This is a genomic window from Candidatus Hydrogenedens sp., assembly GCA_035378955.1.
Taxonomy (GTDB): Bacteria; Hydrogenedentota; Hydrogenedentia; order Hydrogenedentales; family Hydrogenedentaceae; genus Hydrogenedens.
Map to the genome: position 1 here is coordinate 1 of DAOSUS010000029.1, position 21,333 is coordinate 21,333.

Genomic DNA, 21,333 nt, shown 5'->3' on the forward strand with positions numbered 1-21,333 from the left:
CGCAAAAGGAAACTCGCCTATAAAATTTATTTTATTTATTCCATCGGCGGGTAATCCAGGATTTGATTGCAAAATGCAGGCTTTTGTTTGTTCCCCATCTTCTGTATAGATAGAGAAAAAGGCATCAGAAACATTGGTATTAGAATTGAAATTGTTCGTAATTTCCCATGGACTTAATTCGCCATTACCCCGAATGTATATCTGTCCTGCTCCAAATCCTCCTAAAGGGAATGCTATTTCTTTTAAATTTTCCTCTTTATAGACTTTGTTAATGATATACCTGTTATCTTCATTATCGTTTTGATTATCACAGTATAAATAGTTTTGGAAGAAAAAAATTAACAAAAAAAATAAAATTACATACACATTTTTACCCCAATACATACTCATATCCTTTCCCAAATGTCCGTAAAAATGTATCGAAAAAATTACTAAAGTTTTATTTATAAATTATTTTTGTTCTTCGGCCTCTGCTTTTTTAACAAGGTCTTCTAATACTTGAAGCAGAACATCGGTTTCCACTCCATAAGCCATGCATACTTGCTCTATCGTTTCATAACGGCTAATTCCACAATGAGCACAGCCACCAAGATGAAATGCGGCAAAAACCTCTGCAACTCGTGGGTGAACAGCCATTGCCTCTGCTACGGGCATATCCGGATAAAAGTTTTTGTTCTCTTTTTCAGACATTTATGTTCCTTTCTCAATATTTATTTTTGTTATTCTCAACAAAAAGCATAATACAACAATTCGAATAAAAACAACATACTAAAAAGTGTTATTATTTCCGTTAATAAAACAGAAAGGCAATGTTTGTGAACAGAATAAAGATTGCTACTATTAATGAATTGAATGCTAAGAAACAGGTTTTTAAGAAATTTCTTGGGAAAAACTATTTGATACGAAAAACGGGCGATAATTATGTCGTTTTTGAATATATGTGCCGACATCAAGGAGCCGACTTAAGTTCTGGAAAAGAAGAAAATGGAATAGTAACATGTCCCAGACATCAATGGAAATATAAAATAGAATCAGGCGAAAATGTAGAAGGAGATGGGAGACCACTCAAACAATGTCCTATCGAAATTATAGGAGAGAATATTTTTATTGTTTTAGGTTCAGGTAGTCAGAAGGATGAATATTAGTCCGATTTCAATAATAAAATGACAAAAGAATGCCATAAGATTATTCTCTCTTTTTTGAGACCAAAGGCATGCCACAATTGAAAAGATAAACATTCCAAACATTTCCAGCATGGGTTTAAAAATGTGGTATAGAGTTTCCAAAATAGGAACAAAAAACCAGCCACTACCTTTGGATAACTGTCTGCATGCTCTGAGAAGAAGATGACGATTTAAGAATTCCCAACCGGGTAGCCAGGAAATTATCCAGAAAAATTGTTGGAGGAAAAATTGGATTTTTTGGCTTGTGGAAATAGACCCCACTCCCTGGTAAAACATACTTAATGTAGGGGAAAGAATAACAAAAACTAGAGAAAGCAGGCAGAGCAAGCAAAAAACTAAAAATATAATATAGTCTTGTTTTTGCCAATGTTTTATAGAAAACCATTTAAAATCAATAAATTTATTAAATAAAATAAACGGCAAAATTAACCAGAAAATAAATTTATAAAGGTCAAAATTATCAAATACTGTAATAAAAGAATAGTGTTTTAATAGGGGAAATTTATATAGCACATCAGATAAAGTGAAATTAAATATTCCCCAGGAAAAGAAAAGGTGTGTATTAAAAGTAATTAGTAAATCAATATATAAAACGGAAATCGAATAGATAATTATTGTAATTGGCAGTAATGAAGAAGTTGCATATTCTGTTTCATTACTATCTTGTATTTTTTTAGCGGCTGTTGTCATTACTTATCTTTATTTACTTTTTTATAAAAACTACAGTATTTATTAATTATACATAGATTACATTTTGGATTGCGTGCAAGACAAATATTCCTACCATGAAAAACAAGCAAATGAGAAAATAATGTCCATATTTTTTCGGGTAAAATTTGCATTAAATCCTTCTCTATTTTTTCAGGATTGTCCGAAGAAGTTAGCCCTAACCTTTGGGCTAATCTTCCACAATGGGTATCAACAATAATCCCGGGTATATTAAAACATTCGCCAAGAATTACATTGGCTGTTTTCCTTCCTACTCCATGGAGTTGGAGTAAATCATCCATTGTACTGGGAACTTTCCCATCGTGTTTTTCTATTAATAATTTGCAAGTATCGATAATATGTTTTGCTTTATTCTTATAAAATCCTACGGGTCGTATACGATTTTCTAATTGTTTCTGCCCGATATGAATAAAATCTTGTGGCGATTTTAATTCCTGAAATAAGGGCTTGCATACCTGATTTACTCGTTCATCGGTGCATTGGGAAGCAAGAATTGTCATAATCAGTAATTCAAACGGCGACCTATAGTTTAAGGTGCAATGGGCATCAGGATAAAGTTGAGATAACTTTTCATATATTTTTTTTGCCTTTTCTTTTTTCTTTTTTATATCTTCTTTTTGAACCAATTTTTAAAATCCTCAACATTTTTGCAATTTAAAATTTCATTAGGTCTTAAAATCCCTTTTCGTGCAATATAAACACCGTACATAACATCTTCTATCCCTTCCATGTTATGTGCATCTACAGAGATTGTATATTTAATGTTATATTTTTTAGATTTGTAAATATTTTTCCAGTCTATGTCTAATCTCTGGGGGTTTGCATTAATCTCTATTGAAACATTATGTTCGGAACAGGCTTTTAATAGGGTATCCATTTCTAAAGGATAATCTTTCCGTGAAAGAAGAAGTCTTCCACTTATATGACCTAATATATCCAGATGAGGGTTTTTAATGGCTTTTAATAACCTTTGAGTAGCAGTGGTTTTATCCATGTCCAATTTAGTATGTATTGAGCCAATAACCACATCAAAAGCATCTAATATCTCATTCGGGTAATCCAAACTACCATCCGATTTAATATCACATTCGATTCCTTTTAGGATTTGAAATGGCTTATATATACTATTTAGTTTTTCAATTTCTTCATGTTGTTTTTTTATATCTTCAATGGATAATCCATTGGCGTAACCCGCAGATTGGCTATGGTCGCAAATAACAATGTAACGGAATCCTCTATGGATACAATATTCCGCAAGTTCAGAAATAGAGTTGCGCCCATCACTATATAGCGTATGACAGTGAACAATTCCCTGTATATCCTCCATTTTAACCAGATTGTCTGCATTTTTATATACAAAGCCCATATCATCGTAAATATTTCTTAATTCAGGTGACAAATAAGGAAGTCCTATTAATTCGAAAAAATTTTCTTCCGTATTACAATTGATTGGAATTCCATTAGGATTCAACAAGCCCTGTTGGGATAAACAAAGATTTTTTTGTTCGCAATGCTGAATTAATAAATCTACAAAATGTTTTGAGCCTGTATTCCAAACAAATTGGGTTCCAAAATCGTCATTATTAGTGAAATTAATCAAGACAGGTATATCAAAGCATTTTAAGGAAACAAAAGACTTTATATTTTCTTTATTTATTTCAGGAAAGAGTGCATGTAAATTTTGTTTTATTGTTTCTTTATCCTCTGTGAGCAATAATAGGTTAATATTTCGTATTGTTTCCTCATATCTTCTCAAACTTCCCGCAATGTAAATATTATCTCTATCTAGGATGTTTTTCAATTTCTCTATCATTTTCTTTGCAACATCATAACCATGAGATAATAGAAATTGCCCTTTCCACTGTTTTAACAAGTCAATACTTTCAATAATTTTATTTTCTATTTTTTTATTAAATCCTGTAACTGTAGAGACCTTACCTTCCAGACATGCTTTATATAGGTCATCAAGATTTGTTATTTGGAGATTATCGAATAAACTGCGTATTCGTTTAGCTCCGAGGGATTGAACAGAAAAAAGTTCAAGCAAAGATGATGGATATTTGCTTTTAACTTTTTCTAATGCTGGTACAGGTTCATCATGATACCATGCTAAAATTTTTTTCTCTATCGCCTCTCCGATTCCTTCTAAATTTCGTAAAGTTCCCGATTCAATAAGAGTTTCAATAGGTTCTTGAATATGTTCTAATATTTCTGCAGATTTTAAGTAAGAACGAATCTTAAATGGGTTTTCTCCATCCAATTCAAGATATTGAGCCAATTCTCTTAACGATTGAATAATTGCTTCTTTATCCATAGATTTTACTTAATAGTATCAATTCCAAGAGCGATTTTTAGGACTTCATTAATATGAGATACCCAATAAAATTTAATTTTCTTCTGTATTGATTTTGGAACTTCTTCAAGGTCATTCTTATTTTTTTCAGGAAGAATAATTCTTTTGATACCTGCCCTTGCTGCTGCTAATACTTTTTCTTTTATTCCTCCGACGGCTAAAACACTCCCTCGTAAAGTAATTTCACCTGTCATAGCAAGGTCATGGGGAACAGTTTTTTTCAAAAATAAAGATGTTAACGCAGTAAGCAAGGTAATTCCAGCACTGGGACCATCTTTAGGAACAGCCCCAGAAGGCACATGGATATGAATATCATTTTTTATAAAACAATCGTCCGATATATTAAGTTGAGGAGCAAGGGAACGCAAGTAACTCAATCCTATTTGTGCCGATTCTTTCATAACCTCCCCTAACTGTCCCGTAAGTATGAGGTTCCCCTTACCCGGCATGGATGTTACTTCTATGAACAATATATCTCCGCCAGTAGGTGTCCACGCAAGCCCTATTACTACTCCTGGAATTTTGGTTCGTGAAATAAAATCTTCATAAATTTTTTCAGGACCTAAAAATTCCCTTACAGTATCTTTTGTTACTATTGTTTTTTCGGTGTCTCCAGAAGCCACCTTTCTGGCCACCTTTCTGCATATATTGGCTATCTCTCGGTCAAGATTACGCACCCCTGATTCACGGGTATAGTTTGAAATAATTTTTGCCAGAGCACTTTTTTTAATTGTAATATGGTTTTTATTTAAACCGTGAGAAATTTTCTGTTTTGGGATAAGGTATTTTTTGGCTATTTCAATTTTTTCTTCAAGAGTATAACCTGGAAGATGAAGCACTTCCATGCGGTCCCGCAACGCCCAGGGGATGGGTTCCAATTCATTTGCAGTGGCAATAAACAAGACACGAGATAGATCAAAGGGCACATTTATATAATTATCAACGAAAGAGTGATTTTGTGCCGGGTCTAAAACTTCTAATAAGGCAGAAGCCGGGTCCCCACGAAAATCAGTGCCTAATTTGTCAATTTCATCTAACATAAACACCGGATTTTGTGAACCTGCTTTACGAATACCTGAAATAATCCGTCCGGGCATAGCCCCAATATAAGTTTTGCGATGTCCCCGAATCTCTGCTTCATCATGGATACCTCCAAGAGCAATACGAATGAATTTTCGTCCCAATGCACGGGCTATGGACTGTCCTAAAGATGTTTTACCAACACCCGGTGGTCCTTGAAAACACAAAATAGGTCCTTGTGTATCGGGTTTTAATTTTCGAACAGCCAGATATTCTAAAATTCTTTGCTTTATCTTATCGAGGCCATAGTGGTCTTCATTTAAAATATTTTCTGCTTCTACTAAATCAAGTCTATCCTCAGTCAATATTCCCCAGGGTAGTTCTAATACAGTATCGAGATAAGAAATAATTACATGATATTCAGGAGAATGTTCATTCATGGATGAAAGACGATTTAATTCACGAAGCAGTTCTTTTTTAACTTCATCAGATGCTTTTAATGCCTCTATTTTTTCTTTATATTCATTAATCTCTTGTTCTTTCCCTTCTATTTCTCCGAGTTCTTTTTGAATAGCCTTCAACTGTTGTCTCAAGAAAAATTCTTTCTGATTTTTTTCTATTGTTTTCTGGACATCTTCTCTAATTTTTGTAGAAGCCTGAGCAAGTTCTACCTGATATTGCAGTTTTTCTACCAGTTTCAGCATGCGGGATTTTAAGTCAGGCATTTCAAGGATTTCCTGGCGTTCTTCAATTTTTAATCGTATATTACTGGCAACAACTGCTGTGAGAAATACAGGGTCTTCAATACTTTCTAAGAAGGACATAGCCCCTTCAGGAATATTGGGGTTATTTTTAACTAATTCACCCATTTGTGTTTTAATTGCTAAAGCGATAGGTTCAATTTCTTTAGTATCTATTTCGGGCTCCTCTATTAAGAATACACTTACAATAGGATAGGGAGACTCCCGCAAAATACCACCAGAAAAGAATTTCCGTGTAGACTGAATAAATACATTCAAACTTCCATCTGGCAAATTATGTACTTGAAGGATTCTGCCGATGCAACCAATAGAATAGGTATTGTATTTGAGGTTTGTTTGTTGGTTATCCTTTTGGGGCTTTTCAGCCAAAAGTGCAACAAGTCGGTGCGATTTTGTTACATCTTCTATAATCATTTTTTCAGATGAACTTGTAATATGTAAAGGAATCATTGCCATAGGAAAGGCAACTATATCTTGTAAAACAAGTAAAGGTAAGGTATCCGGTATGTCAAAGGTTGTTGGGGCAGGTAAAGCACCTTTTGGACCACTGTTAGAAATAATAATCTGTTCTTGTTTATCATTACTTGTTGGCATAGTATAATCCCCATTAAATAAAAATATTATATTTTTCTGAGATTAAAATTATATCATAGTGTAGAATATATGTGAGGGGTTTTCTGTTATATATCACATATTCGAAGTTATATTGTTAAATTTGGTAAACTACAATCATTAAAAAACGCAACAACCCCAAGAATAGGAATGTTATATGGCAAATAGAAACAGCAAATTTGAATTTTTGTCTATTTTGATTTTTCTAATAGCAATGATTGCTCTTTTGACCAATGGCTTTACACCCAAAATCTCTGCCCAGAGCAATAAGACGGATATATACCAAGCCATTGAGCCAATAGGACATACTTTACAAACAATTTTAAATGAGTATGTAAAAGAGGTTGATATAAACAAAATTGTTGAAGGTGCTTTAGTAGGGATGATGAGTAGCCTCGACCGTCACAGTTCATACATAAGCTCTTCAGATTTAAAATCATTAAGAGACGATACTCAAGGGGAATTTGAGGGTATAGGGGTATCCATAAAAATGGATGATAATCAGAATGTTATTGTTTTCATGCCTATACCTAATTCTCCTGCTGCTCGTGCAGGTCTAAAACCGTTCGATATTATAAGAAAAATTGATAATGTCGCTGTGGAAGAGTTATGGAAACCCGGTATGTCGGAACAGGAAAAACTAAGTTCCGCAGCAGAGAAAATTCGGGGTCCCATTGGGACAAAAGTACAATTAACAATAGAAAGACCTCATGCAGATAAAGATAGTGAAACTTTTGATGTTGTAGTGGAACGAGCGAAAGTTCCCCTTGAAAGTATAAAAGAAAGTCGGATACTACCTTCCGGATACGGTTATATTCGAATTTCTGATTTTAAGGAAAACACGGCAAGTGATATAAAGAAAAATATTCGTGAGATGTTAGATAAGGGAATGAAAGGTTTAATTCTGGATTTAAGATGGAATCCCGGAGGTTTATTAACTGCGTCTCAACAAGTATGTGAACTTTTCCTGCCCAAGGATTCTCTTGTTACATATACAAGAAGCAGAGGACAATTAACTCAGGAAAATGGTAAAGATTTAGAATTAAAAACGAGAGAAAAACCTATTTTACCATTAAATATGCCCATGATTTTACTCGTAAATAGTCAGACAGCAAGTTCTTCGGAAATTGTAACAGGGGCATTGCAATATCATCAAAGAGCCCTTGTTATTGGAGAAAAAACATTTGGAAAAGGAAGCGTCCAAACTATTATACCGTTGCCGCCTAAAAATGAAACGGCATTAAGATTAACCACCGCATTATATTATACCCCTGCAGGTGTTACTATAGACCATCAAGGAATATTGCCGGATGTCGAAGTGAATATGACCGATGAAGAGGAACGCTTATTGGCATTGCAGATGTATAAGTCCTATGAAAAAGACCCATCAAAGATTAATGAACAAAATCATGGTTCCGTTACAGGTAATGAGATAGTTCTGCTTCCTCAGGAAAAAATACAAGAGCAAGAACAATTACTTCATGAGATTGGAAAAGTTGCAGGTGAAGATGCTGTAAAATTGATGAAAGAATTTTTCCGACGGAAAAAAGCATCTGAGGAAACGATTGAAGATACGCAACTTAAAAAAGCTGTCGAAATTTTACAAGAAGAACCTGTTTGGGAGAATATATTGAAGAAATATCACAAAGATGTCAAGGAAACTCAGCAAGAAGCGAAAGGTGATGGAAAAGAAGAAGAGGATATGGTAGTTAAACGAAGACTACTCGAAATAGAATTGCAGAACAATACACCTGTTGTTCCTTCTACTCCGGAATAAAAAAGTTAAAATAACAAAAATTTTATCCAATTTTGTTTATCTATGGGAAAAAAAGAAAAGTTAGTTCAACATCCTTTTGATATAAACACTTTAAGGAAAATCATGAGTATGAATAGGTCCTATAATCGCTCTAACAACGAACTTCGTCCTATAACCATTGAAAGAAATTACACAAAATATGCTCACGGTTCCGTTTTTGTTTGTTTTGGCGATACAAAGGTTATTTGCACTGCTTTTTTAGAGAATAAAGTCCCCCCGTGGCTACGAGATTCTGGTCAGGGTTGGATTACCGCAGAGTATGGAATGCTTCCCGGAGCAACATCGCAAAGGGGAGACAGAGAATCCATAAGAAAGGGAAGGTCGCAGGAAATCAGCCGTTTGATTGGTAGAAGTTTAAGAGCCGTTGTTGACCTCAAAGAAATGGGGGAATGTCAGATAATGGTTGATTGTGATGTAATTCAAGCAGATGGAGGGACAAGAACAGCTTCTATTACTGGTGGTTTTGTCGCAGTTTATGATGCATTACAACAATCCGTGGATAATGGTTTCTTAAAAAGAAACCCTGTAATTGATATATGTTCAGCCGTGAGTGTGGGTTTGGTAAATGGTGAATACCTTTTAGATTTAGATTACAATGAAGATGCTCAGGCTACTGTAGATATGAATATAGTCATGAACTCAAAAAAAGAATTGATTGAAATTCAGGGATGTGGGGAGCACGGTATTTTTACAAGGAAACAATTAAATGACCTTATAGACCTTGCGGAACAGGGAATACAACAGATTATTGAAATTCAAAAAAAGGCAATAGGTTGGAATGAATAAAAAAAATATTCTTGTTCTTGCCACAGGAAATAGAAATAAATATAAAGAAATTGTAGAAATAATGAATTTGCCAAAATGGGATATAAAGTTTTTAAAAGATTTTCCCGATGTTTCTATTCCTGAAGAAACAGGAACTACTTATGAAGAAAATGCACTGATAAAGGCAAAATCCTGTGCAGACCTACTAAAATATCCATCCTTATCAGATGATTCTGGATTGGAAGTGGATGTTCTGGAAGGAAGGCCCGGGGTATATTCTTCAAGTTACGGAGGTGTCGAAGGAGATTCGGAAAGAAATATACAAAGACTATTAAATGAAATGGAAGGAATTCCGTGGCATGAAAGAACGGCTCGATTTGTTTGTTGTGCTATGCTTGTTTTACCTAATGGCTTTACCCATTGTGAAAAAGGAATTGTTGAAGGGCATATAGCAATAAAACCTTACGGAGAAAATGGCTTCGGTTATGACCCTGTATTTGTTCCGTTAGGTTACGAAAATACATTTGCGGAACTTTCGCCAGAGGAAAAGAATAAAATAAGTCATAGAGCATTGGCTTTTCAGCAGATGGCGGAGTTTTTAAGGGGTTTTGATTATGTTAATTGTTCAAGCAGATAATAGAGGTATTCAAAAGGCTGTCATTGCCCTGAATAACAATGAAATTGTTGCTTATCCTACAGAAACAGTTTATGGTCTTGCTGTAAATCCCTTTTCTGAAGAGGCAGTCGAGAAACTGTTTCGATTAAAAGGTAGGGAAGAAAACAAACCTGTTTTATTAGTAATTGGTAGTTTAATGCAATTAGATGAAGTTGTTATTTCCGTCTCTGAAAAGGCAAAAATATGCATAGAAAAGTTTTGGCCAGGCCCGCTTTCTTTAGTATTACCATCCGTATCTAATCTCTCTCAAAAACTTACAGCAGGGAAAGGAAAAATTTGTGTCCGCTGGTCTTCTCATCCTGTTGCACAAAAATTAGCATTGGCATTTGGTCATGCTATAACATCTACTTCAGCAAATCGGTCAGGAGAATCCCCAGCACGAAATATTTTAGAATTACCTTCTGATGGTATTTCAATAGCAATAGAAGACATCTCAATGATTTCTTCTGAAGTATCTACTGTATTTGACCCTGATACAGGAGAGATATTTCGAGAAGGAGTTATTAAAAAAAGTCAATTACAACAAATATTAAACTAATAGATAGGGATAAAAAAATGAAAATTGGAATTGGTTGTGACCATGCAGGCTATGAAGGCCCTCCTCCTTTATACAAACCATCAATAATGGAGTACCTTAAAAGTAAAGGGCTTGAAGTGATTGATTATGGAACATTTGGACCTGAATCGGTAGATTACCCCGATTATGCCAAAGCACTTTGTGAAGGTTTATTAAAAGGTGAAATAGAAAAAGGCATTCTAATATGTGGAACAGGTTTAGGTGTTTCTATGAGTGCTAACCGTTTCTCGGGAATCCGTGCTACTGTATGCACAACCCCTTTAATGGCACAGTTAGCCCGAACGCATAATAACTCCAATGTCCTTTGTTTGGGGCGAAGAATACTAACCTTAGAACAATGTTATGAAATAATTGATATTTGGCTTAACACACCCTTTTCGGGTGAAGAACGACATCAAAGAAGAATCGAAAAAATGGATAAATTGGGGGAATTAAAATGTTAAGAGAAGAAGAACTTATCCCAAAAAAAATAGTTGAAGAACTGGACAAGTATATTATAGGCCAGGATGAAGCCAAAAAGAAGGTAGCAATAGCACTCCGAAATCGCTGGAGAAGGCAAAGGATAACCTCAGACTTAAAAGAGGATATAATTCCTAAAAATATCATTATGATAGGTCCCACAGGTGTGGGTAAGACAGAAATAGCCCGCCGTTTAGCGAAGCTTGTTAATGCTCCTTTTATTAAAGTAGAAGCATCCCGTTTTACGGAAGTAGGGTATGTTGGTAGGGATTGTGAATCCATGGTACGGGAGTTAGTAGATGTTGCGGTAAATATGGTTAAAGAAGAAATGAAGGAACAAAAGAAGGAAGAAGCACAAAAAATTGTAGAAGAAAAAATACTCGAACTCCTTTTACCTAAACAACCCAAAACTACAGATGGTTACAAACCCTTTGACCCTTCACAAGGAGATGAAAAATCGGCTCTTGTTAATAAAGACGACTCTTCCCAGAAAGCAAAAGAGATATTAAGAGAACGATTAAAACAAGGATTGCTTGAAGATAAGGAAATTGAAGTAGACATAAAAGACTCGAAAGGTATGCCCTTAATGCAGGTTTTTTCAGGTTCAAGTTTTGAAGAAATGGAGATAACTTTGCAAGACATGTTGGGTAAGATAATGCCCCAGTCTCCTAAAAAAAGAAAGGTTAAAATTAGCGAAGCGAGAAGAATATTAGAGGCTGAAGTATTGCAGGATTTGATTGATTTAGAACAAGTTACCCGTGAAGCCATTGACCGTGTTCAAAATACAGGAATTATTTTTCTTGATGAAATAGACAAAATCGCTTCAAAAGGTTCTTCTACCCATGGACCGGATGTCTCTCGGGAAGGGGTTCAAAGAGATATATTACCTATTGTAGAAGGTAGCACAGTATTGACCAAATATGGTTCAGTTCAGACTGACCATATTCTATTCATCGCAGCAGGTGCTTTTCACATGACAAAAGTTTCGGATTTGATTCCAGAACTTCAAGGAAGATTTCCCATTCGAGTAGAACTAAAAAGTCTAAGTAAAGATGATTTCAAACGAATATTAACGGAACCTAAAAATTCTTTAATTCGACAATATACAGAATTAATAAAAACAGAACAAATAGAAATACAATTTTTAGATGATGCTATTGATTGTATGGCAGAGTACTGCGAAAAAATTAATCAGGAAACAGAAGACATTGGAGCCCGAAGATTGCATACTATTATGGAAGTAGTACTCGAAGATATTATGTTTGATGTTCAGAAATATGAAACAAAAGTGATTTCTATTGACAGAAATTGGGTAGATGAAAAATTAAAATTGGTTGTAGAAAATCGAGATTTATCAAAATACATTTTATAAAAAGAGTACTTTAAACGAAAATATAATGCTCTATTTAAACCAATTAGTAAAACTGGGTTTGTCATTTGCGGGAATAATAAGGAAAGAAGATTTTGCCCTATTCCCTTCAGAAGTTCACAGTTCAAAACAATTGCTGTTAATTTTAAATCAGAATGAAATACAACCCCAAATAATATGTAGAGTAAAACAGGAACATTCCGATAATATACATGTCGTGAAACATCAAGAAGAAACAAATACAATACCTGCAGATGGAATTATAACGGACATTCCTTATGTGGCTTTATGTATTTCTGTCGCAGATTGTGTCCCTGTATTTCTGTTCGATAAAAATAAACAAGTATTAGGGGTAATACATGCTGGGAGGGAAGGAACGAGAAAGAAAATCGTTCAAAAAGCGTTGGTAAAATTCTCTGGGGAATTTAAATCAAATATAAATGATATAACGGCTTTAATAGGCCCTTCAATAGGCCCGTGTTGTTATCATTTGCCAGATGATATATTACATCAGTGTTTTGAGGAAGGTTTAGTAATAACTAAAAGAAAGACCCTTGATTTATGGAAATCAAACGAAAAGCAATTGATAGAATATGGAATAGAAGAAAAGAACATATTTATTTTAGGTGAATGTACATGTTGTAACGACAAGTATTTTTCCTATAGAAGAGGGGATAAAAAATTAAGGAATTATGCCATAGGTATGATTTAAAATTATTGAAAGAATAAGTTGTTTTGTGATAAACTTATATGTCATTAGCGAAACAAAAGAGTGGGTGAAAAACCCACTCTTTCTTATTATAAACACATAAATATCAACAGGAGTATGAAATGTCCACAAAAGAAAGATTACATAATTTGTGGATATTACTGGAACCGTATGTCTCAGAACAAGGTTTCGAACTTATAGAATTGGAGTTCGGTACCTTTGGGCGTTCTCCTGTATTACGGGTGTTTATAGAAAGTTCAGAGCATCCGATAACTTTAGATGATTGCACAGCAGTTTCACGAGTTTTAAGTAATGTTTTAGATACGGTCGAGATGGAAGAAGATTCATATATATTAGAAGTATCTTCTCCCGGTTTTGACCGTCCTATAAGACGAGAAAAAGATTTTATTCGTTTTTCAGGCGAATCCGTTCGAATTCAAACAGATTTACCTGTGAACGGTCGTAAAAATTTCAAAGGAATACTGCAAGGTATTGAAAATGAAATGGTTTTGGTTAATGTCAATGGTGAGATATTCCGGATACATTTAGAAAATCTTAAACATGCAAATTTAATTCGTTAAAAGGTAATAAAGAAAAAGGAGAAAAAACAGTTGAATCAGGAACTTAAAATAATACTTGACCAACTGGAGTTGGAAAAGAACATAGACCGAAACGCACTTCTGGAAGCCATACGAAGTGCAATAGAAGCCGCTGCAAGAAAAGAAATAGGGCAAAAGTCAAAGGTTGTTGTTGAACTTGTTCCGGATACACTGGAGTTTAAAGTTTTTGAAATTAGAACTGTCGTAGAAAAAGTCGAAGAACCGGCTACACAAATTTCATTAGAAGAAGCACTTAAACTTAATCCAGATGTTGCAATAGGAAATCATCTTAAAGTCCCGACAGAGTTGTCCGGTTTTCGTAGAATAGCTGCTCAGTCCGCAAAGAATGTGATAATTCAAAAGATAAAGGATGCAGAGAAAGAACATGTTTTTGCAGAGTTTAAGCAAAGGGAGGGAGACCTTGTTACGGGGTCAGTAAAAAAAGTTAACAAAGGAGATATTATCGTATCATTAGGAAAAGCAGAGGCAATTCTCCCCGCAAAAGAACAAACACCGGGGGAAATTTATCGTCCTAATGATAGAATAAAGGCTTATATATTAAAAGTAGAAAAAAAAGATAAAAATCAAAAAGGACCTATTATAATTTTATCAAGAGCCACACCCAATTTAGTCCGCAGTTTGTTTGAAAGTGAAGTTCCCGAAATTTATGAAGGGATTGTCGAAATTAAAGCGGTAGCAAGAGACCCGGGAAAAAGAAGTAAAATTGCTGTAGTATCTCACGACCCCACCGTAGACCCTATCGGAGCATGTGTAGGGCTTAAAGGTGCAAGGGTTCGAGCTGTTGTGGAAGAACTTGGTGGAGAAAAGATTGATATTATAGAATGGAGCGATAATCCGGCGGAACTTTGTGCCCGCGCACTTAGTCCGGCAGATATAGTGGAAGTATCTATAAATAAAGAAAAGAAAGTAATCACTGTTGTAGTACCCCATGACCAATTATCATTAGCCATTGGAAAACAAGGACAAAACGCAAGACTAACATCCCGTATAGTTGGTTGGAATATAGATATAAAAGCGGAACAAGTTTCTAAACAAAGTGATTCTGATGAAAAAGAATGATGAGGTAAAAGGAACTATGTTCCTGGAGGTTTATTGTTAATGCCAAAATTAAAATTGGAAGAATTTGCAAAAAGATTAAGAATGGGTTTAGAGAAAGCACGGATAATTCTCAAAGAATTATTTGGATTTGATTCTTTAGATGAAGATTTAACAGATGAAATGATAGAAACATTACTGGGAATTGATGAAGGAGAATTGATTTTTGAAGAATTGAAAAGGGAGAAAGAAGAGAAGGAAGCAAAAAAGAAGAAGAAAGAAGCAAAATCGGTTAAGAAGACAAAGAAAACAGAGAAGAAAGAAGAGGAAGAAGAAAAAGAAGTAAAAGCAGAAAAGAAATCAAGAGCAAGAACAAAGAAGGTTAAAGAGGATGTAGAAACTGCAGAAACTGAGGCAATTATAGCAAAAGAAGAGAAAAAGGTAGAAAAGAAAAAGGGGACAAGGAAGAAAAAGACAGAAGGAGAAGAACAAAAAGAAGTTGAAGAAAAAGAAGTCCAAAAACCAAAATCACGAAAGAAAAAAGAAACCGAAAAAATTGAAGAAGAAAGCAATGCTCCAGTTGTATTAGCAACAGAAAAGAAAGAAGAAATTGAAGAGTCAAAAAAGAAAGAAACAGATGTAAAAGATATAACAACAAAACCCATAGAGAAAAAAGAAAAAACACCTGAAACCCATGTAGAGCCAAAACCTACACATCTTGCCGAAATAATCCATGAAGATACGGTTACTAAAAAGCCATCAAGCGAGGAAGCAAAGAAAAAAAAGAAAGCCAAAGAGCAAAGCATTGGAATTAGTATTGGGGCTGCAGTAGAAAATGAAGAACCGGTTGTTGAAATCGTGCTTTCTGATGGAACAAGAGCTCGCATTGATGATATTGATTTGGAACAAAAATTATCAGTAAGCCAATCCACAGAAGATACTATGGCTGAAGAGGAAGAGGTAATAGATGAAGGGGATGAATACGAACTTGATTGGCATAAGAAACATAAAAAATTATTAAAACATCCCCCTGTACCAGACCCGGATGTAGTAGCAAAAGTAAAAAAGGAATCGGAAGAACGATTACGGAAGAAAAAGGAGAAAAATAAAGGGAAGGGTATAGTTGTAATAGATAAAGAGACGCTATTTGGTAGAAAAGATGAACGAAAAGGTAAATTTGACAAAAAAGATAAAAAGAAAGGTAAATTTGCAAGACATGAAACAGCGATGGACGATGAAACTATGTTAAAAGAAGCGGCTGCCGCAGTAAAAGAATTTGAAACTTTTGGTTCATCTTTACATCTAAAGAAGAAAAAAAAGAGAAAGGAAAGAACTTCATCATTTGATGAAAGTATGGAAAAAGTAGAAGTTCCTGTTATTGAAGTCTCAGGTCCTATGACAGTAGAGAATGTTGCTCAATTATTAGAAGTATCTCCATCAGATATTATTATGGACCTGATGGACTTGAATATAATGGCAAATAAAAATCAGTTAATTGACCTGGAAACTATCCGTTTTATTACCAAAAAATACGGTGTAGAAGTGCAATTAGTAATCCCAGAGGAAGAGGAAGTTTTATTAGAAGAACCAGAGCAGCCAGAAGATTTAGTTCCTCGAGCCCCTGTTATAACAGTAATGGGACATGTGGACCACGGAAAAACATCATTGTTGGATAGAGTCCGTTCTTCCAATGTGGTTGCTACAGAATCCGGTGGAATTACACAACATATTGCCGCTTATGAAGTTCAAACATCCAGCGGTAAGGTTGTTTTTCTTGATACTCCGGGGCATGAAGCCTTCACACAAATGCGAGCAAGAGGTGCAAAAATAACAGATATTGTAGTCCTTGTTGTTGCAGCAGATGATGGAGTTCAACCACAGACAATAGAAGCCATTGACCACGCAAAAGCAGCCGAAGTGCCAATTATTGTGGCTATAAATAAATGTGATAAACCCGATGCTCAACCGGACCGTGTGCGACAGGAATTAATCGCATACGACCTCGTAGATGAAGCATGGGGCGGAAAAACAATAATGAAAAATATCTCTGCCAAAACGGGCGAAGGGGTAAACGAACTTCTTGAACTTATTATATTGCAATCTCAAATGATGGAACTCAAAGCAAACCCGAAGAAAAGAGCGAGAGGCTCTGTTATTGAAGCAGAAATAAGTCGTGGATTCGGACCTGTAGCCTGTGTTTTAGTTCAAAATGGAACTTTGCATGTTGGGGATGTATGTCTTGTAGGATGCACATGGGGAAAAATACGAGCCATGTTTAATTCACAACAAGAATCCATCCGTGAAGCACCACCATCAACGCCTGTTTTAATATCCGGTTTAGAATCACTACCAGAAGCAGGGGATACTTTTGTCGTTGTAGAAGATGATAAAAAAGCGAGATTAATTGCAGAAAAAAGACAGGAAATTAAAAAATTCCAAACAGGAGAGGCTGTCAAAATTATTACTCTGGAAGATTTCCATTCTCTGGTACAAGCAGGAGAACAAAAGAAACTGAATATTCTTATTAAAGCAGATGTTCAGGGCTCGGCAGATGTTCTTAAATCCAGTTTGTCAGGGTTAGGGAATGAAGAAGTTGGGGTAGAAATTATTCGTTCCAGTGTGGGGGAAGTAAATGAGTTCGATATATTGTTGGCGCAGGTAAGCAAAGCAATTATAATAACTTTCCATGTAGGCATAAATCCCCGTGCTCAAAAATTAGCAGAAGAAACAGGCGTAGAAATACGTAAGTATGAGGTTATTTACGACATTATAGAAGATGTAAGAAAAGCATTATCGGGGCTTTTAAAACCTATTGTTAATGAAGTCATAATTGGACACGCAGAAATTCGTAAGGTATTCCGCTCTTCTTCTTTCGGTAATATTGCGGGTTGCTTCCAGTTAGATGGCACAACCGTTCGAGGTGCATTGGCTCGCATTATCCGAGAAGGTAATGTTATATGTGAAGATAAGATTGGTTCCTTGAAGAGGAATAAAGATGATGTCCGTGAAGTTTCTGCAGGTTTCGAATGCGGAATAAAATTAGAAAAATTTGAAGATATTAAGGAAGGGGATATTATTGAGGTTTATCGTTTAGAAGAAGTGCGACCTTCCTTAAACTGATTTCAATAACAAAAAATTAAACAGAGGAGATTAGATTTGGGGTAGCAATAGGTATATTGTATTTAGATTTTTTTATACACGGCGCAAGGTCCTTAAAAGAAAAACGGCGTGTTGTAAAAAGTTTAATTAGTCAAATACGAAATAAATTCAATTGCTCTATAGCCGAGACAGATTATCTGGATTTATGGCAAAGAGTGCATATAACCGTTTGTGTAGTTTCTAATGAAAGTAAATTTACGAATACTCAGTTAAATGAAATTGCAAAGTATGCTTCAAATCATGCTGAAGCAGAAATGCTGGATTATAGGATTGAGATGTTATGACACCCAAAGGAAGAACCGAAAGAGTAGCCGAATATATTCGAGAAGAAATTGCAAAACTTTTAATTGATGGAATAAAAGACCCTCGTTTGGGATTTGTTTCTGTAATGGGGGTAAAAATGTCTAAAGATTTACGATATGCCAATGTATATGTAAGTCTTTATGGAGATGAAAAGCAGCGAAAAAGTTCTCTGGTTGCCCTACAAAATTCAGCAGGTTGGGTAAAAGCCATGATTGCTCAAAATCTCCACATGAGATATATTCCCGATATCCGATTTTTCCCGGATGATAGTTTGGATAGAGTTTACGCAATGGAAGAAGTCTTTAGTATGATTCACCAAAAAAAGACAGAACAACCTTTTATAAAATTGGACTTAACCACAATAATAGAAGAGATAAAATCCGCAGAACGCATTATGATTACTACCCATGAAAGGCCTGATGGAGATGCCTTAGGTAGTCTTATTGGTCTGTGGTATTGGTTAGAATCGCAAGGGAAAAACCAGATAATCCCCTTAATAGAAAAACCTATACCTAAAATGTATTCCTTTCTCCCCAGAGCAGATAAAGTATATTTTTTAGATGATGAAAGGCTTCCCAAAATTGATGTTGATACCGTTGTTATTGTAGATGTTGCCTCGTTAGAAAGAATTGGAGAAGTTTCCGAGAAGGTTCAAGCAAAACATAAAGTTTTGGTTATCGACCACCATGAAACATTAGAAGATAATGGTCTAATGGGTTTTGCAGACCCATCTTATGCGGCTTGTGGGGAAATTATCGCAGAATTGTTTATTAATACACAGACCCCTTTCTCAGAGGAATCGGCAATATGTCTATATGTAGCACAAGCCACAGATACAGGTGGATACCGATTTTCTAATACAAATGCTCGTTCCCATCGAATTGCTTCCCACCTGATGGAAACACAATTTGACCTTGAAGAAATAAATGCAAAAATATTTGATACAATAACCGTTCCTCAATTTGAACTACAAAAAAGAATGTTAAGTCGAGCAAAATTGGAATTACAGGGAAAGGTTTCTTATAGCTATTTAACGCAAAAAGATTTTGAACAAGTTGGGGCAACAGTAGAAGATTGTCATAATTTAGTAAATAACCTGAGAAATATAGAAGGTGTTTCCATAGGGATTTTGTTTACAGAGATAAATCAAGAAAAGACAAAAATTAGCATTCGTTCCCGAAAACATTTCCATGCTGGAGAATTTCTAACTCAATACGGAGGAGGTGGGCATCGTTGTGCAGCAGGTGGAACTTTAAATATGCCCTTAGACAAGGCAAAAGAAGAAATATTAAAGGCAATTGAAAGACAAATAAATGGATAAAGTTAATAAGGCGGTTATGGATGGAATTTTATTGATAGATAAACCTTCGGGAATAACCTCTCACGATGTAGTAGATTGCATAAGAAAAAAAACGGGAATTAAAAGGATAGGTCATACAGGAACATTAGACCCCAATGCTACAGGATTGCTTATTCTATGTTTAGGTAAAGCAACAAAACTCTCAGAATATTTTGTTGGCTTAGATAAAACTTATGAGGGAAAAATGCGGTTGGGTATGATTTCCGATTCACATGATATTGATGGAAATATACTACAAGAAAAGTCATGGGAGGGTATAACAGAAAATGAAGTAAGAAGATATATCCCCGAGTTCATAGGGGAGATAGAACAGGTTCCTCCAATGGTTAGTGCTATAAAAGTGGGTGGAAAGAGATTATATAAAATAGCAAGAGAGGGTTTAACCATAGAGAGAGAAGCAAGAAAGATAAATGTTTATGAATTCTCAGTGCTAAAAATAGAGTTGCCTGATGTATGGTTTCGGGTGTCATGTTCCAGAGGAACTTATGTTCGAACTTTATGCCATGATTTTGGGCAAAAAATAGGATGTGGGGCAGTTCTTATTGAACTTAAAAGGACAAAAATTGGAAACTATAATGTTGATAATGCTGTCCCTCTTGAAAGACTTGAATCAAAAGAAGAGATTCAAAAACGGCTTATAAGTATAGAGCAATCTCTCGATTTACCGCGTATTATCCTTTCATCATTTGGAGAAAATTTATTCATTCATGGGAACAAAGTTCAATCAGACGAAATTTTAGAAATGAACGAAGGAACTAAAGAACTTGTTCAGGTGTTTAATAAACAAGGTATGTTTTTAGGTGTAGCAAGTATTGCAAGAACTGCGGTAGGCCCTTCCCTTATCCCTAAAAAGGTATTTAGTTAATCAGAAATAATATGAAAATCATTAAAGATATACGAAAAACAAAAATAAAAGATAATAATGTCGTTTTAACAATTGGCAGTTTTGATGGTGTTCATTTAGGACATCTTGAAATAATAAAAGAAGTAGTATCTTTAGCCCATATAAATCATGGGACTCCATGTGTTATGGTGCTTAGACCTCATCCACGCACTTATTTCTCACCAGATATTCCATTAAAAATACTTACAAGTGATGAAAAACAACAAAGTTTATTCGCCCAAAATGGTATTAAAATTACAGCTATTCTTCCTTTTAATCAGGAAACGGCAAATTTATCACCCGAAGAATTCATAACAAAAATCCTCCTTAACTTCGAACAACTCCACGCCGTTGTTGTTGGACATGATTTTAGATTTGGCAAAAAAGCAGAAGGAGATTTTGATTTATTAAAAAAATATGGAAAAAAATACGGTTTTAAGGTAAAACAAATTCCTCCCTTAATTATTCAAGGGGAAAGAGTGAGCAGCTCCCTTATTAGAGAATTAGTGTTAGATGGAGAAATGGAAAAAATAGTTGATTATTTGGGGAGAAGATATTCTCTGTCTGGAAGAGTAGTAAAAGGAAGGGGGATAGGTCAGCAATTAGGTTTTCCTACAGCCAATATTTCACCGTTTCATAGTGCTATTCCTCCACATGGTGTTTATTCTGCAGAATGTATATTGGAAGATGGAAGGGTATTTCTTGCAGCAGTAAATATCGGAATTGCTCCTACCATACGACAGCAAGATTTTGCCATTGAAGCCCATATTATTGATTTTAATGAAGAGATATTAGAACAAAAAATAGAAATTGTTTTTCATAAACATATAAGACCCGAAAAGAAATTTTCAAGTAGAGAAGAACTCATTCATGCTATACGGGAAGATGTAGAATATATTAAACAATATTTTGATAAGAATAAGAATTCTATAAAACCATAAAA

The 21,333-nt window shown here is 35.0% G+C and carries 21 protein-coding genes; 15 read left to right on the forward strand and 6 right to left on the reverse strand.

Going from position 1 to position 21,333, the window contains the following annotated elements:
• On the reverse strand, nt 1-384 hold a 384-nt coding region (locus PLA12_07615), incomplete at its 3' end, for a GH116 family glycosyl-hydrolase (GenBank protein ID HOQ32364.1).
• A 66-nt stretch (nt 385-450) separates the two neighbouring features.
• The gene (locus PLA12_07620; protein HOQ32365.1) at nt 451-690 is read right to left on the reverse strand and encodes a DUF1858 domain-containing protein; all 240 of its coding nucleotides are present in this window, start codon (nt 688-690) and stop codon (nt 451-453) included.
• Between the two features lie 125 nt (nt 691-815).
• Here PLA12_07620 and PLA12_07625 point away from each other — a divergent pair, with 125 nt between their 5' ends.
• Nucleotides 816-1,145, forward strand: a complete 330-nt coding sequence (locus PLA12_07625) for a Rieske (2Fe-2S) protein (protein ID HOQ32366.1) — start codon at nt 816-818, stop codon at nt 1,143-1,145.
• Here the strand turns inward: PLA12_07625 and PLA12_07630 are convergent.
• Genes PLA12_07630 through lon form a run of 4 tightly spaced genes read right to left on the reverse strand, consistent with a single transcriptional unit; the run spans nt 1,119 to nt 6,641 of the window.
• Nucleotides 1,119-1,874, reverse strand: coding sequence for a hypothetical protein (locus PLA12_07630; protein HOQ32367.1), 756 nt, complete (start codon nt 1,872-1,874; stop codon nt 1,119-1,121). The two genes, PLA12_07625 and PLA12_07630, sit on opposite strands and share 27 nt — an antisense overlap.
• Nucleotides 1,874-2,539 carry an endonuclease III gene (nth, locus tag PLA12_07635; GenBank protein ID HOQ32368.1) on the reverse strand — a complete coding sequence of 222 codons (666 nt, stop codon included), beginning with the start codon at nt 2,537-2,539 and terminating at the stop codon, nt 1,874-1,876. The genes PLA12_07630 and nth overlap by 1 nt, the downstream gene beginning before the upstream one ends.
• Nucleotides 2,518-4,227, reverse strand: coding sequence for a DNA polymerase/3'-5' exonuclease PolX (polX, locus tag PLA12_07640; GenBank protein HOQ32369.1), 1,710 nt, complete (start codon nt 4,225-4,227; stop codon nt 2,518-2,520). Before polX ends, nth begins: the two co-directional genes overlap by 22 nt.
• A 5-nt stretch (nt 4,228-4,232) precedes the next feature.
• Entirely contained in the window at nt 4,233-6,641 is a 2,409-nt protein-coding gene (gene lon, locus PLA12_07645) for an endopeptidase La (GenBank protein HOQ32370.1), read from the reverse strand.
• Between the two features lie 175 nt (nt 6,642-6,816).
• On the opposite strand from lon, the gene PLA12_07650 reads away from it, so the two are divergent.
• The 14 genes from PLA12_07650 (at nt 6,817) to PLA12_07715 (ending at nt 21,331) form a co-directional block, all read left to right on the forward strand.
• On the forward strand, nt 6,817-8,436 hold the full coding sequence (locus PLA12_07650) for a S41 family peptidase (GenBank protein HOQ32371.1): 1,620 nt from the start codon (nt 6,817-6,819) through the stop codon (nt 8,434-8,436).
• 108 nt (nt 8,437-8,544) lie between these two features.
• Nucleotides 8,545-9,261, forward strand: coding sequence for a ribonuclease PH (gene rph / locus PLA12_07655; GenBank protein HOQ32372.1), 717 nt, complete (start codon nt 8,545-8,547; stop codon nt 9,259-9,261).
• Nucleotides 9,254-9,877, forward strand: coding sequence for an RdgB/HAM1 family non-canonical purine NTP pyrophosphatase (rdgB, locus tag PLA12_07660; GenBank protein ID HOQ32373.1), 624 nt, complete (start codon nt 9,254-9,256; stop codon nt 9,875-9,877). The genes rph and rdgB overlap by 8 nt, the downstream gene beginning before the upstream one ends.
• Nucleotides 9,855-10,454, forward strand: a complete 600-nt coding sequence (locus tag PLA12_07665) for an L-threonylcarbamoyladenylate synthase (protein ID HOQ32374.1) — start codon at nt 9,855-9,857, stop codon at nt 10,452-10,454. Before rdgB ends, PLA12_07665 begins: the two co-directional genes overlap by 23 nt.
• Before the next feature lie 17 nt (nt 10,455-10,471).
• Nucleotides 10,472-10,936 carry a ribose 5-phosphate isomerase B gene (gene rpiB / locus PLA12_07670; GenBank protein HOQ32375.1) on the forward strand — a complete coding sequence of 155 codons (465 nt, stop codon included), beginning with the start codon at nt 10,472-10,474 and terminating at the stop codon, nt 10,934-10,936.
• A complete protein-coding gene (hslU, locus tag PLA12_07675; GenBank protein HOQ32376.1) occupies nt 10,930-12,324 on the forward strand; it encodes an ATP-dependent protease ATPase subunit HslU in 1,395 nt (464 codons plus the stop codon). The genes rpiB and hslU overlap by 7 nt, the downstream gene beginning before the upstream one ends.
• A 25-nt stretch (nt 12,325-12,349) precedes the next feature.
• Nucleotides 12,350-13,033: a peptidoglycan editing factor PgeF gene (gene pgeF / locus PLA12_07680; GenBank protein ID HOQ32377.1), complete on the forward strand. Its 684-nt coding sequence runs from the start codon at nt 12,350-12,352 to the stop codon at nt 13,031-13,033.
• A 119-nt stretch (nt 13,034-13,152) separates the two neighbouring features.
• Entirely contained in the window at nt 13,153-13,611 is a 459-nt protein-coding gene (gene rimP, locus PLA12_07685) for a ribosome maturation factor RimP (protein ID HOQ32378.1), read from the forward strand.
• A gap of 30 nt (nt 13,612-13,641) precedes the next feature.
• Nucleotides 13,642-14,709 carry a transcription termination factor NusA gene (nusA, locus tag PLA12_07690; protein ID HOQ32379.1) on the forward strand — a complete coding sequence of 356 codons (1,068 nt, stop codon included), beginning with the start codon at nt 13,642-13,644 and terminating at the stop codon, nt 14,707-14,709.
• Between the two features lie 39 nt (nt 14,710-14,748).
• Nucleotides 14,749-17,805 (forward strand): translation initiation factor IF-2, encoded by a 3,057-nt coding sequence (infB, locus tag PLA12_07695; protein ID HOQ32380.1) that lies wholly within the window; start codon nt 14,749-14,751, stop codon nt 17,803-17,805.
• Nucleotides 17,806-17,861: 56 nt separating this feature from the next.
• Nucleotides 17,862-18,128, forward strand: a complete 267-nt coding sequence (locus PLA12_07700; GenBank protein HOQ32381.1) for a DUF503 domain-containing protein — start codon at nt 17,862-17,864, stop codon at nt 18,126-18,128.
• Nucleotides 18,125-19,468 carry a 30S ribosome-binding factor RbfA gene (rbfA, locus tag PLA12_07705; GenBank protein ID HOQ32382.1) on the forward strand — a complete coding sequence of 448 codons (1,344 nt, stop codon included), beginning with the start codon at nt 18,125-18,127 and terminating at the stop codon, nt 19,466-19,468. Before PLA12_07700 ends, rbfA begins: the two co-directional genes overlap by 4 nt.
• Nucleotides 19,461-20,372, forward strand: coding sequence for a tRNA pseudouridine(55) synthase TruB (gene truB / locus PLA12_07710; protein ID HOQ32383.1), 912 nt, complete (start codon nt 19,461-19,463; stop codon nt 20,370-20,372). The genes rbfA and truB overlap by 8 nt, the downstream gene beginning before the upstream one ends.
• Before the next feature lie 11 nt (nt 20,373-20,383).
• Entirely contained in the window at nt 20,384-21,331 is a 948-nt protein-coding gene (locus PLA12_07715) for a bifunctional riboflavin kinase/FAD synthetase (protein ID HOQ32384.1), read from the forward strand.
• The last annotated feature ends 2 nt before the right edge of the window (nt 21,332-21,333 follow it).

Coding starts and splice junctions, on each gene's coding strand:
- pgeF (HOQ32377.1), top strand. CDS start 12,350: ATGCTCTATTTAAACCAATTAGTAAAACTGGGTTTGTCATTTGCGGGA.
- PLA12_07650 (HOQ32371.1), top strand. CDS start 6,817: ATGGCAAATAGAAACAGCAAATTTGAATTTTTGTCTATTTTGATTTTT.
- infB (HOQ32380.1), top strand. CDS start 14,749: ATGCCAAAATTAAAATTGGAAGAATTTGCAAAAAGATTAAGAATGGGT.
- rbfA (HOQ32382.1), top strand. CDS start 18,125: ATGACACCCAAAGGAAGAACCGAAAGAGTAGCCGAATATATTCGAGAA.
- polX (HOQ32369.1), bottom strand. CDS start 4,227: ATGGATAAAGAAGCAATTATTCAATCGTTAAGAGAATTGGCTCAATAT.
- rdgB (HOQ32373.1), top strand. CDS start 9,254: ATGAATAAAAAAAATATTCTTGTTCTTGCCACAGGAAATAGAAATAAA.
- truB (HOQ32383.1), top strand. CDS start 19,461: ATGGATAAAGTTAATAAGGCGGTTATGGATGGAATTTTATTGATAGAT.
- PLA12_07620 (HOQ32365.1), bottom strand. CDS start 690: ATGTCTGAAAAAGAGAACAAAAACTTTTATCCGGATATGCCCGTAGCA.
- PLA12_07665 (HOQ32374.1), top strand. CDS start 9,855: ATGTTAATTGTTCAAGCAGATAATAGAGGTATTCAAAAGGCTGTCATT.
- rpiB (HOQ32375.1), top strand. CDS start 10,472: ATGAAAATTGGAATTGGTTGTGACCATGCAGGCTATGAAGGCCCTCCT.
- PLA12_07715 (HOQ32384.1), top strand. CDS start 20,384: ATGAAAATCATTAAAGATATACGAAAAACAAAAATAAAAGATAATAAT.
- hslU (HOQ32376.1), top strand. CDS start 10,930: ATGTTAAGAGAAGAAGAACTTATCCCAAAAAAAATAGTTGAAGAACTG.
- rph (HOQ32372.1), top strand. CDS start 8,545: ATGAATAGGTCCTATAATCGCTCTAACAACGAACTTCGTCCTATAACC.
- rimP (HOQ32378.1), top strand. CDS start 13,153: ATGTCCACAAAAGAAAGATTACATAATTTGTGGATATTACTGGAACCG.
- PLA12_07630 (HOQ32367.1), bottom strand. CDS start 1,874: ATGACAACAGCCGCTAAAAAAATACAAGATAGTAATGAAACAGAATAT.
- lon (HOQ32370.1), bottom strand. CDS start 6,641: ATGCCAACAAGTAATGATAAACAAGAACAGATTATTATTTCTAACAGT.